Source organism: Actinospica robiniae DSM 44927, from assembly GCF_000504285.1.
In the GTDB taxonomy this organism is placed as follows: Bacteria; Actinomycetota; Actinomycetes; order Streptomycetales; family Catenulisporaceae; genus Actinospica; species Actinospica robiniae.
The window spans coordinates 1,135,508-1,147,162 of sequence record NZ_KI632511.1; the positions used below are offsets into that span (position 1 = coordinate 1,135,508).

At 71.0% G+C, this 11,655-nt stretch carries 12 protein-coding genes and 1 pseudogene; 4 read left to right on the forward strand and 9 right to left on the reverse strand.

Annotated features, from left to right (window positions below; translation table 11 throughout):
* Positions 1 to 12 precede the first annotated feature (12 nt).
* Positions 13 to 480: pseudogene (locus ACTRO_RS04890) on the reverse strand (MgtC/SapB family protein); the annotation flags it as partial.
* Positions 481 to 755: 275 nt separating this feature from the next.
* Between ACTRO_RS04890 and nuoD the strand changes: the two are divergent.
* Complete coding sequence (gene nuoD, locus ACTRO_RS04895; protein WP_084315975.1) at positions 756 to 2,066, forward strand: NADH dehydrogenase (quinone) subunit D; 1,311 nt, start codon at positions 756 to 758, stop codon at positions 2,064 to 2,066.
* 113 nt (positions 2,067 to 2,179) lie between these two features.
* The gene (gene ku, locus ACTRO_RS04900; protein ID WP_034261448.1) at positions 2,180 to 3,118 is read left to right on the forward strand and encodes a non-homologous end joining protein Ku; all 939 of its coding nucleotides are present in this window, start codon (positions 2,180 to 2,182) and stop codon (positions 3,116 to 3,118) included.
* Between the two features lie 32 nt (positions 3,119 to 3,150).
* On the opposite strand, the gene ACTRO_RS04905 is transcribed toward ku, so the two are convergent.
* Positions 3,151 to 3,483 (reverse strand): cupin domain-containing protein, encoded by a 333-nt coding sequence (locus ACTRO_RS04905; RefSeq protein WP_034261451.1) that lies wholly within the window; start codon positions 3,481 to 3,483, stop codon positions 3,151 to 3,153.
* Positions 3,484 to 3,580: 97 nt separating this feature from the next.
* On the opposite strand from ACTRO_RS04905, the gene ACTRO_RS04910 reads away from it, so the two are divergent.
* On the forward strand, positions 3,581 to 5,524 hold the full coding sequence (locus tag ACTRO_RS04910; protein WP_034261453.1) for an aconitate hydratase: 1,944 nt from the start codon (positions 3,581 to 3,583) through the stop codon (positions 5,522 to 5,524).
* A 42-nt stretch (positions 5,525 to 5,566) separates the two neighbouring features.
* Here the strand turns inward: ACTRO_RS04910 and ACTRO_RS04915 are convergent, their stop codons facing one another.
* The 4 genes from ACTRO_RS04915 to ACTRO_RS04930 form a co-directional block, all read right to left on the reverse strand.
* Positions 5,567 to 5,989, reverse strand: coding sequence for a C40 family peptidase (locus ACTRO_RS04915; protein ID WP_211244100.1), 423 nt, complete (start codon positions 5,987 to 5,989; stop codon positions 5,567 to 5,569).
* Between the two features lie 327 nt (positions 5,990 to 6,316).
* Complete coding sequence (locus tag ACTRO_RS04920; protein WP_034261456.1) at positions 6,317 to 6,646, reverse strand: hypothetical protein; 330 nt, start codon at positions 6,644 to 6,646, stop codon at positions 6,317 to 6,319.
* A 43-nt stretch (positions 6,647 to 6,689) separates the two neighbouring features.
* Complete coding sequence (locus ACTRO_RS04925) at positions 6,690 to 7,148, reverse strand: ATP-binding protein (protein WP_034261458.1); 459 nt, start codon at positions 7,146 to 7,148, stop codon at positions 6,690 to 6,692.
* A gap of 96 nt (positions 7,149 to 7,244) precedes the next feature.
* Positions 7,245 to 8,039, reverse strand: coding sequence for a SigB/SigF/SigG family RNA polymerase sigma factor (locus tag ACTRO_RS04930; RefSeq protein ID WP_034261460.1), 795 nt, complete (start codon positions 8,037 to 8,039; stop codon positions 7,245 to 7,247).
* Between the two features lie 171 nt (positions 8,040 to 8,210).
* On the opposite strand from ACTRO_RS04930, the gene ACTRO_RS04935 reads away from it, so the two are divergent.
* Complete coding sequence (locus ACTRO_RS04935; RefSeq protein WP_034261462.1) at positions 8,211 to 8,483, forward strand: hypothetical protein; 273 nt, start codon at positions 8,211 to 8,213, stop codon at positions 8,481 to 8,483.
* A gap of 33 nt (positions 8,484 to 8,516) precedes the next feature.
* Here ACTRO_RS04935 and ACTRO_RS04940 read toward each other — a convergent pair whose 3' ends face one another.
* From ACTRO_RS04940 to ACTRO_RS04950, 3 genes are all read right to left on the reverse strand, one after another.
* Entirely contained in the window at positions 8,517 to 9,335 is an 819-nt protein-coding gene (locus ACTRO_RS04940) for a SigB/SigF/SigG family RNA polymerase sigma factor (protein WP_245594298.1), read from the reverse strand.
* 193 nt (positions 9,336 to 9,528) lie between these two features.
* Positions 9,529 to 9,960: an ATP-binding protein gene (locus ACTRO_RS42770; protein WP_051450332.1), complete on the reverse strand. Its 432-nt coding sequence runs from the start codon at positions 9,958 to 9,960 to the stop codon at positions 9,529 to 9,531.
* A gap of 126 nt (positions 9,961 to 10,086) precedes the next feature.
* Entirely contained in the window at positions 10,087 to 11,523 is a 1,437-nt protein-coding gene (locus ACTRO_RS04950) for an arabinofuranosidase catalytic domain-containing protein (RefSeq protein ID WP_034261464.1), read from the reverse strand.
* Between the last annotated feature and the right edge of the window lie 132 nt (positions 11,524 to 11,655).

Below are 11,655 nucleotides of genomic sequence, written 5' to 3' on the forward strand. Positions count from 1 at the left end.
CTCGGCGTCGTGGTCGCGGCCCAGCGGCAGCCGCCGCGTGATCGGACCGGTGAAGCTCAGCAGCAGATAACTCGCCGTCGCCAGGCTGGCGAGCACCGGCAGGCCGGCGGCGCAGGCCGCGCCGATCGCGGCGGTGAGCCAGATCCCGGCCGCCGTGGTCAGCCCGCGCACCGAGCCGCGGTGCACGAAGATCACGCCGGCGCCGATGAAGCCGACCCCGGAGACGATCTGCGCGGCGACCCGGGACGGGTCGAGCACGATCGTGCCCCGGGTCAGCACGTCGCCGAACCCGTACTTGCTGACCAGCATGAACAGCGCCGAGCCGATGCCGACGACGGTGTAGGTGCGCAGCCCGGCGTCCTTCTGCCGCCACTCGCGCTCCAGCCCGACCAGCCCGGAGAGCAGGAAGGCCAGCACGAACTCGCCGACCTGCGCCCAGCCTTCGCCTTGGGACTGGATCACCGACGCAGCCGCCACCATCGCGATCCGTTTCCTTCCGCCGCCGTCGAGAAGCGAATCGGGTACCCGCCCGCGCCGGTGGTAACCAGCCTGGCCGCCCGCCTGCCGGCCCGCGACGCAAGGACCCGGGAATCAGCAGGGTGGCGCAAGCGCCGGCGGCGACCGGGCGCCGCGCGCGACAGAATGCCCGACGGCCCCGGCTGAGCCGGCGCGGGTGGTTTACCGGCCGGGCTTCGGGTCACGAAGAGGGCGAGATCTCCGTCTCCGGCGGGACGCGCGAACAAGGAGGCGCCGTCATGGCCGAGGCAGACCCACCGGGTGCGCCGTACGTGGACATGGGCGCGGACGCGAGCTGGGAGAGTGTCCTGACCGCGGTGCGGGAGGACCACCAGGAGCGCATCGTCGTCAACCTCGGGCCGCAGCACCCGTCCACCCACGGCGTGCTCCGGCTGATCCTCGAACTCGAGGGCGAGACGGTCATCGAGGCGCGCTGCGGCATCGGGTACCTGCACACCGGGATCGAGAAGAGCTGCGAGTACCGCAGCTGGACCCAGGGCGTCACCTTCGTCACCCGTGCGGACTATCTGGCCCCGATGTTCAACGAGGCCGCCTACTGCCTCGGTGTGGAGGCACTGCTCGGCGCGACCGAAGAGGTACCCGAACGGGCCAACGTCATCCGGGTCATGCTGATGGAGCTCGGCCGGATCGCCTCACACCTCGTCGCCATCGCCACCGCCGGCATGGAGCTCGGCGCGATCACCGTGATGACGTACGGCTTCCGCGAGCGCGAGCTCATCCTGGACATGCTCGAGGCGATCACCGGCAACCGGATGAACCACGCCTACATCCGGCCCGGCGGCCTGGTCACCGACCTGCCGCCGGACACCCCGGAGCGCATCGCCGAGCTGCTGCCGCTCCTGCGCGAGCGGCTCGAGGACTACCGGCGGCTGCTCGACGGCAACCCGATCTTCCGCGGCCGGACCGAGAACGTCGCATACCTCGACACGGCCGGCTGCCTCGCCCTCGGCGTCACCGGGCCCATCCTGCGCGCCACCGGCCTGCCGCACGACCTGCGCAAGTCCCAGCCCTACTGCGGCTACGAGGACTACGACTTCGACGTGCCGACCCGCACCGACGCCGACGCCTTCAGCCGCTACCTCGTGCGCGTGGACGAGATGCACCAGTCGCTGCGGATCGTCGAGCAGTGCCTCGAGCGGCTGCGTCCCGGCCCGATCATGCTGGAGGATCCGAAGATCGCCTGGCCCGCGCGGCTTTCGCTGGGCGGGGACGGGCAGGGCATCGATCTGGACCGGGTCCGGCACATCATGGCCGAGTCGATGGAGGCCCTGATCTACCACTTCAAGCTGGTCACCGAGGGCTTCCCGGTGCCGGCCGGCCAGGTCTACACGGCGGTCGAGTCCCCGCGCGGCGAACTCGGCGCCCACCTGGTCAGCGACGAGGGCACCCGGCCGTACCGGGTGCACCTGCGCGACCCGTCCTTCAACAACCTCCAGGCGCTGCCCGCGCTGATCGAGGGCGGCCTGCTGGCGGACGTCGTCGCGGCGATCTCCTCCGTCGACCCGGTATTGGGCGGCGCGGACCGCTGAGCGTGCCGCGTGTCAAGCACTGGGTTCTCTGCGGTTTCCGCTGATGGCGGACCGGGCATCTTCTCCGGCGTCTCGCGTCCTGTTTGCCGTAAGCGTCGTGTGCGGAGGCGGTAATGCCAGCGAGTTGGACGGGTTCGATCGTTTTCGGCATGGTCAGCGTCCCGGTGCAGCTGATGAAAGCCACCGAGGCGCACTCCGGGCCGAGATTCCACCAGGTGCACGAGAAGGACGGCGGTCGGATCCGGCTCAAGCGGTTCTGCGAGGCCGAGGACAAAGAGGTGCCCTACGCCGAGATCGCCAAGGGCTACGACCTCGGCGACGAGGAGGAGCTCATCCTGACCTCGGACGACCTGGAGAAGCTGCCGATCCCCAGCAAGGGCACGATCGAGCTGCTCGCGTTCGTGGACACCGACACCTTCGATCCGATGCAGTTCGAGACGGCGTACTACGTGGCGCCCGGCAAGCGCAGCCCGGCCAAGCCCTACGCGCTGCTGCGCGAGGCGATGCGCGAGTCCGGCAAGGTGGCCGTCTCCAAGATCACCCTGACCACGCGCGAGTCGCTCGCCGTGCTCCGGGTCAAGGACGACCTGCTGGTGCTGCACACGATGCTCTGGCCGGACGAGCTGCGCCCGGCCACCGGGATATCGCCGCCGACCGCCGAGGTGCGCGCCGAGGAGATGAAGATGGCGCACACCCTGATGGACGCGCTCTCGGAGAACTTCGACATCGAGGCGCTGCACGACGAGTACCGCGAGGCGGTCGAGGAGCTGATCGAGTCCAAGACCGAGGGCCGGGTGCCCACGCCCGCCTCGAAGCCGGCGCCGGTCTCGAACGTGGTGGACATCACCGCGATGCTCAAGCGCTCCATCGAGGCGCAGACCTCCCGCTCGGGCGGCTCGGGCGGGGCGAAGGGGCGCGGCGGCGGCGCGGCCAAGAAGGCCCCGGCCAAGAAAACCGCCCCGAAGAAGACCGCGGCGGCCAAGCGGACCACGGCGAAGAAGACCGCAGCCAAGAAGAGCACGGCGGGGCGGGGCGGGCGCAAGGCCGGCTGAGCCGCGCCGGCCGCCCATTGCGCTCTTGCGACCTACGGCAGCTTCGCGACCGTCAGCACGAACACCGAGTCCTCCAGCGCCTCCAGGCTGTGCCGGGCCGGCGGGATGGCGAGCAGGTCCCCGGCCATCGCCTCCCACGCGTCCTGGCCGCTGACCAGCCGGACCCGGCCGCGCAGCACCAGCACGCTGGCCTCGCCGGGGTTGTCGTGCTCGGAGAGCTCGGTGCCGGCGCGCAGGGCGAGGATCGTCTGGCGCAGCACGTGCTCGTGCCCGCCGTAGACCGTCTCCGCGCTGCGTCCGGCCGGGGTCGCCGCGGCCCGCTCGAGGTGTTCGCGGCCCAGCGCGTCGAGTGAGAACTTCTGCATGCTCCCGAGTCTGGCACGCCCCACGCCGGGCGGGCCGGAGGGCGGCGTATCGGCGCGTTCGGGGTATGTCCGGCGCATTCCGGGGTAACCGCGGCGGATGGGATCGAACGTCGCACGCAAGCTCATCGGCTCGCATCTGGTGTCCGGCGAGATGACGCCGGGCTCGGAGATCGGGCTGCGGATCGACCAGACGCTGACGCAGGACGCCACCGGCACGATGGTGATGCTCGAGCTCGAGGGCATCGGCCTGGACCGGGTGGCCACGGACCTCTCCGTCCAGTACGTCGACCACAACCTGCTCCAGGCGGACGAGCGCAACATGGCCGACCACCTGTTCCTGCGCTCCGCGGCCCGCCGTTTCGGCCTGTGGTACTCCGGGCCGGGAAACGGGGTCTCGCACCCGACCCACATGGAGCATTTCGGCAAACCCGGTTCCACCCTCGCCGGTTCGGACTCGCACACCTGCGCGGCCGGCAGCCTGGGCATGCTCGCGATCGGCGTGGGCGGCCTGGAGGTGGCGCTGGCCATGGCGGGCGAGCCGCTGTACGTGGCGATGCCGCGGATCTGGGGCGTGCGCCTGGTCGGGCGGCTGCCGGACTGGGTCAGCGCCAAGGACGTGGTCCTCGAGATGCTGCGCCGGCACGGGGTCGGCGGCGGGGTGGGCCGGATCATCGAGTACCACGGGCCGGGGCTGGAGGCCCTCTCGGCCATGGACCGGCACGTGATCGCGAACATGGGCGCGGAACTCGGCGCGACCACGAGCGTCTTCCCGGCCGACCGGGCGGTGCGCGACTTCCTGCGCTCCCAGGGGCGCGGCGAGGACTACACGGCGCTCGCGGCCGACCCGGACGCGACGTACGACGTGGAGGACGAGATCGACCTGTCGTCGCTGGAGCCGCTGATCGCGCGGCCGGGCTCGCCCGGTGACGTGGTGACGGTGTGTGAGGCGGCCGGGCAGGAGGTGCACCAGGTCGTGGTCGGCTCCTCGGCCAACCCGGGGCTGCGCGACTTCGAGATGGTCGCGGCCCTCGTGCGCGGGCGCACGATCCACCCGCAGGTCTCGCTCGACGTGAACCCGAGCAGCCGTCAGATCCTGCTGGAGCTCACCCGGTCCGGCGCGACCGCCGCGTTGGTCCAGGCCGGGGCGCGGATCCACCAGACCGGCTGCATGGGCTGCATCGGCATGGGCCAGGCGCCCGCCGTGGGCCACCACAGCCTGCGCACCTTCCCGCGCAACTTCCCCGGACGCTCGGGCACCAAGGACGACAAGGTCTGGCTCTGCTCTCCGGAGACGGCCGCGGCCGCAGCGCTGACCGGCCAGATCACCGATCCACGGGAGCTGCCCGAGCACCTCGGCATCGCCTATCCGCACATCTCGCCGCCGCGTGAGGTCACCGTCATCGACACACAGTTCGAGGCGCCGCTCTCGCCGGAGCAGGCGAGCCAGGTGCAGCTCGACAAGGCGCCGAGCATCGGCGGGCTGCCCGAGCTCGACCCGCTGCCCGACGAGCTGACCGTTCCGGTGCTGATGAAGGTGGGCGACGACGTGTCCACCGACGAGATCCTGCAGGCGGGCGCACGCGCGCTGCCGTTCCGCAGCAACATCGAGAAGCTCGCCGAGTTCACCTTCGTCCAGCTCGACGAGGACTACCCGCGGCACGCGCACGAGACCGGCGCGCACGCCGTGGTCGGCGGCGTCAACTACGGGCAGGGTTCCTCCCGCGAGCACGCCGCGATCGCGCCGCGCCACCTCGGGCTGCGGCTCGTGCTCGCCAAGTCGTTCGCGCGCATCCACCACCAGAACCTGGCGAACTACGGCATCCTCCCGCTGGAGTTCGCCGAGCCCGGGGACTACGACCGGATCGAGCGCGGTGACGAGTTGGTGCTCACGAACCTGCGTGGGCAGCTGGAGAACGGCGACAGCGTGGAGATCCGCAACACCACGCGCGACCAGACCTATCCGGCGCGGCATCACCTGTCGGAACGTCAGGTCAAGTCGGTGCTGGCGGGCGGTCAGATCCCGCTGCTCAAGCAGAGATGAGCCGTGCCGGTACGCGGCGGCATAGGCACAGGCACAGACCGCTCAGCCGGGCCGCCGCACCGCGTAGATCGGCATCCACTTCATCGGCTCGAGGGTGACCCGCGCGCCTCGGTGCGGTGCGACCACTACCTTCCCACCGCCTGCGTAGATGCCGACGTGCGAGGCGTCGCGGTAGAAGATCACGAGGTCCCCGGCCTTGATCCGGCCGAGCGGCACGGCTTTACCCGTGCGTGCCTGCTGCTGCGTCGTGCGCGGGATCGAGACCCCGGCCGTGCGCCAGGCCCGTTGGACCAGACCGGAGCAGTCGTAGACAGCAGGGCCGGTGCCGCCGTAGACGTAGGGCTTGCCGCGCTGCGCGAGGGCGAAGTTCAGGGCGATCCGGCCGCGCGCCGCCACGCTGACGGGCGCCCGGCTGACCGCGGCCGGATGCGCCTTAGCCCGGTGCACCACCACCGGTCTCGTCACTCGGAGCGCGCCGGCTTCGGATGCGGGAGCCGCCGGAGCCACCGCTATGCTCGCCGCCATCGCGAGCACGGCTGCGCATACGCGGACCCACCTGCGCCGGAACCGGTTCGTACGGCAGCCATCTGATCTACACATACGACCTTCTTCGCGAGCCGGGGATGGGCCGCCGCAGGTGCCCGACCCGCCTCCGCGTATGCGCGCATACGTCCCGCAATGGGCCGAATCAGCCACCGTACGCAATCGTGCGCGCCGCCGGACGACTGAGGCCGGCCGCACAGCGCTCGCAGCGCCGTGCGGCCGGCCTCACAGCCCTCGGTCAGGCGGGTCTCAGCCCGCGTCGTCGTCGCCGGAGGGCCCCTCCGCGTCCTGCTGGCGCACGTGGAAGACCACCTCGCCGTCCTGGGCGGTGTCCGCGTCCAGGACCTTGTCGGCGAGCCGGCCGGCCGCCACCGGGTCCAGGTAGAGCCGGCCGCCGCGCACCTGGAAGACCTCGTCCTTCGGCCCCGGGCCGGCGGTCAGCGCGGCGTTCCAGCCCTCGACGGCGCGTTCGCCGCCACCGGTCGCCGTGCTGATCCGCAGCCCGGCGCTCTCCGGCAGCTCGGGCCGGTCGGTCAGGGCGTCGATCGTCTCGGCAGCGGCTTCGGTCAGAACCAACATCGCATTCTCGCTTTCGTCGTCCTCGTGGTTGGATCCCGCCCGGTCATTCGGGGCGGGCCGGCAGCGGCTCGACCAGCGTCAGCACGCCGAGGCCTTCGTGCGCCTGGACGCGGACGTCGCCGACGAGGGCGCGCAACAGCGCCCAGCCCGTCTCGTCCACCTGCGGCCAGCCCGCCGGGGTGGCCGCGCGGACGCTGACGTGCAACTCGTCGGGGAACAGGTCGTAGCTGATCTCCATGGTCTCCGGCAGCGGCCAGGTACCGAGTCCGGCGGGCTCGGGCGAGCCGGCCTCCAGGAAGCAGAGGCAGGCCTCGTTCACGGCCAGTCTCAGGTCCGTGACCCGGGTCAGCGGGAAGCCGAGCACGGCGGCGACGTGCATCGCGCAGGTACGCGCCAGCGCCAGATAATCCTTGTCCGCGAGCATGTTCAGCGTCACCATCCGCACCGGAGCCGTGCTCCGCGTGTCGGTGATTCCCGAGGTCGCCCGTACGCCGTCAGTCACCGGTCTGCTCCCCTTCTGACGAAGACCAGCAGCCCTGGTTACCGCAATCGCGGCAACAATGCGCCCGAACCCGAACGCGCTGAGATCCTCAACGGATCAGGCCGCGGTCAGCGAGAATCCCTCGCGCAGCTGCGCGATGATCTTCGCCAGCAGCCGGGAGACCTGCATCTGGGACAGGCCCAGCTCCTCGCCGATCTCCGCCTGGGTCATCCCGCGGAAGAAGCGCAGCAGCAGGATCCGCTTGTCCCGCGCGGGCAATCCGGCCACCAGCCCGCGCAGCACCTCGAGGTTCTCGGTCAGCGCGAACCCGGGGTCGTCGTCGCCCAAGAGCTCGCCCAGACTGGCGCTGTCCTCCTCGAACCCGACCGGCCGGTCGAGCGAGGAGGTGGTGTACGCCCCGGCCGCGTCGAGCGCCTCGACCACCTCGTCCTGTTCGACGCCGATGCGCGCGGCGAGCTCCGGGATGGTCGGCTCGCGGCCGAACTGCGCGATCAGGTCGTCGCGGCTGCGGTGCAGCGCCGCGGTGAGCTCCTGCATGTGCCGCGGCACGTGGACCGACCAGGTCGCGTCCCGGAAGTAGCGCTTGATCTCGCCCACGATCATCGCGGTGGCGTAGCCGAGGAACCCGGTGCCGTGCTCCGGGTCGAAGTTGTCCACCGCCTTGACCAGGCCCAGGTAAGCGACCTGGTCGAAGTCGTCCTCGGCCCCGTCGTGCCGGCTGTAGCGGCGGGCGATGTGCCGGGCGTAGGGCATGTGGTCCTCGACCACCTCCGCGCGCAGCCTCTCCCGCCGCGCGTCGCCCTCCGGCAGGTCGGACATCCGCCGCAGCACGCGCATCGTCTCCGCGCGCTGCTCAGCGCGCTGTTCGGCGCGCTGCTCGACACACGCCATCCACCTTCACCTCCGGCCCTGATCGACGCCAAGGTGGGCCGCTACCCGTTTCCGTGCTCGAATCACCCGTTCGGCCGGATTGTTTCCGCGCGGGCGCGTGCGGCGGCGGAAACTGGATACTCGTGGCGATCAAGCCCGACCGAAGAAGCGAAGCGAGAAGGGAAGACGTTCATGTCCGTTTCGCACGATGCCAGGTCGCAGGCCCTTTCCCCGCCGACCGACCTGGGCGAGAGCTACGACCCGTTCCGCGCGACCCACCCGGCCGTGCTGGTCCACGACGCCGCGAGCGACGTGTTCGAGCAGGCCTGGGCGGACCGTACCGCCCGCTGCCCGCAGTGCCACAACGGCACCGCCGAGGCACGCGGGACCGCCTCGTTCGACAACCGCCGCTGGGTGCGCTTCAGCTGCGGCGACGTGATCTCGGTGGAGCAGACGGCCGGCTGAGCCGCCGCGGCCGCCGGGGCGCGGCCGGCCGGCTCACTCGAAGCCCTCGCGCAGGTCGCACAGGATCTTGGTGAGGATCCGGGAGATCTGCATCTGGGACAGACCGAGCTCCTCGCCGATCTCCGCCTGCGTCATCCCGCGGAAGAAGCGCAGCAGCAGGATCCGCTTGTCCCGGTCCCGCAGCTCCGAGACCAGGCCGCGCAGTACCGCCCGGTCCTCGGTCAGCGCGAAGCCCGGGTCCTCGCCGCCGATCAGCTCGCCGAGGCTGGCACAGTCCTGCCCGAAGCCGACCGGACGGTCGAGCGAAGAGGTGGTGTAAGCGCCGGCCGCGTCGAGTGCCTCGACCACCTCGTCCGGATCGACCCCGATGTGCTCGGCCAGCTCCGGTATGGTCGGCTCCCGGCCGAGCTCGGTGGTCAGCGCGTCGGTGGCCTTGTGCAGCGCGCCGGTGAGCTCCTGCATGTGGCGCGGTACGTGCACGCCCCAGGTGGCGTCGCGGAAATAGCGCTTGATCTCGCCCACGATCATCGGCGCGGCGTAGCCGAGGAACGCGGTGCCGTGGTCCGGGTCGAAGTTGTCCACCGCCTTGACCAGGCCCAGATAGGCGACCTGCTCGAAGTCCTCGTCGGCCACCCCGCGGCGGCCGTAGCGGCGGGCGATGTGCCGGGCGTAGGGCATGTGGTCCTCGACCACCGCCGCGCGCAGCCTCTCCCGCTCGAGGTCGCCGGCGGGCAGCCCGGACATCCGCCGCAGTACGCGCATCGTCTCGGCGCGCTGATCGGCACGGTCGTCGCACGCCGCTTCGCCCGGGCTCGGAACCGCCGGGCCCGGGATCATCGGCTGATCTTCCACGCTGGGACTTTCCTGACGAGAGCCGATCGAAGGCAGATACTGCAGCCCGGTGGGTAACCGACTGCGGGCTCTCGCAAACGCCACTCGCACGGAAGAGGTCGCCCCCGATATGCGCGCTCCACCTTCCGGCCGCGTCCGCGCTGGTCAGTGGCCTGCCGCGCCGGCTCGGGCCGTCTGAACGTCCTCGAACAGATCAGCGCATCGGCAGCGGCTCGATCAGGGTCAGGACGCCGATGCCTTCCCGCACCTCAATCCGGACCTGGCCGACCAGGCTGCCGAGCATCGCCCAGCCGAGCTCGTCGCGCGCCGGCCAGCTCCGCGGCGCCCGGGCCCGGATGGTGACGTGCAGGTGGCGGGGGTAGCGGTCGTAGCTCAGCTCCATCGTCTCCACGGTCTCCGGCGGCGGCGCGTCCGCGCTGACCGGCCGGGCCGGGGTGAGGAAGGAGGTGCAGGCCTCGTCGACGGCGAGGCGCAGGTCGTTGACCCGCGGCAGCGGAAGGAAGAGCAGCGCGCCGACGTGCATCGCCGAGGTGCGGGCCAGCGCGAGGTAGTCCTGGTCGGCCAGCAGGGTCAGGGTGACCATCCGCACCGGCGTGCCGTCCTCGAGATCCCGCGTCTGCCCCATCGCCCCACGTCGCTCCCGGCCGGTGTACCGACTCAAGATTATGCGCCAGGGCGGTGCTCCGCCCCGGCTTCCGCGCCCACCGCGCGAAGCCGGGGCGGAGCTGCCTCCGGACCCTGACTCAGCTGCTCAGCTGAGGGTCCACTGCTGGTTGGAACCGCCGTTGCAGGTCCACAGCTCCACGAGGGCGCCGTTGGCCGTGGAGGCCCCCGTCACGTCGAGGCAGAGGCCGGACTGGACCCCGGTGATCGTGCCGTTCGAATTGACGGTCCACTGCTGGTTGGTCTGGCCGTTGCAGGCGTAGATGATGACCTTCGTGCCGGCCGTCGTGCCCTTGCCGTTCGCGTCCAGGCAGAAAGTCGAGCCGGAGACGGTCGCGGTCAGCTCGTTCGAGGAGTTGCGGGTCCAGGTCTGGTTCGCCCCTCCGCTGCAGGTGTTGATGTCCACCTGGGTGCCCGAGGTCGTGGTCGAGTTCGGGTCCTCGAGGCACTTGCCGGCGCCCACCGCGTGGAGCTCACCGGCGCTGCCGCCGGTGCTGGTGCCGCCGGAGCCGTATCCGGCCGCGACGATGTTGGCCTGGACCGAGGCCTCAGTCGCGGACGAGGCGTAGCCGGTGGTCATGACGCCCTCGTAGAAGGTGCCCGCCGAGCTCTTGCTGTTGTCACCACCGATTCCGAGGATGATCGCACCCTGCTTGTGCATCGGGTTGTAGCCCGAGACGTTGGGGCGTGCGCCGCTGTAGTCGGTGGCCAGGCCGCCGGACTGCGCGTTGCCGCCGAGGATGGCCCACTGGTTGGCGCCGCCCTCGATCATCGCGGTGGTGTAGCGGTAGTTGGTCGTCGGGTCGTTCGAGTTGTATCCGGCGTTGACGCCCGAGTACAGCCCGTTCTCCATGTCGGCCATGATCCACGGGCCGTTGCCGGCGCCGTAGCCCCAGGCCTTCTCCGTACCGAAGTAGATCGCTTCCATGGTGCCGTTGCCGTCGTCGTGGGCGTCGGTCTCGGCGTTGCCGTAGTCGAAGCAGCAGCCCGAGTTGTAGTGGGTGCCGTCGAGCACCGCGTACTCGCTCTCGGCGTTGTCCCCGGTCGCGATCCCGCTGGTGGAGTCGTCACGGTAGCCGTCGCCGGCCGCGATGTAGACCCCGTACGCCTCATGCCCGTTCAGGGTCGTCGGTGCGGCGGTCGCGTTCGCCAACGCGTCCGGGCCGCCGGCCGCGCCGCCCGCGGGCGCGTCGGTCAGGTTGTTGCCGTGGCCGGACTGGTCGTAGATCTCTGTGATCACGCACGAGGTGCCGGAGCAGAACGAGTCCTGCGCCGCCGCGTTCGCATAGCCGCCGGCCGAGGTCACGCCGATGTTCAGCGTCGTGTTATCCGACGAACGCCGCACCTGGTAGAGGTTCCCGTTGTACGCCGCGTACAGCGCGCGCGTCGTCGAGTGCGCCGCCACGCAGGGCGTGCCACCGGACGCGTAGATGTCGCACGGACCCTGGGTCGCGGCCTGGGCCGGGATCGCGGTGGCGAGGACGCCGACGAAGCCGCCCAGCGCCACGCCGGCCGCGAGCGTCATCTTGCTGATAGCGCTAACATGCCAGCGCAGGTGGGGGCCGCGGCGCAACGTGCGGACAGGGGGCGCGGAGCTCGTGTCTCTGGTCATCAGCTCTCCTGACGAAGCCGTCCGGGCACGCGGGATACGCGCCCG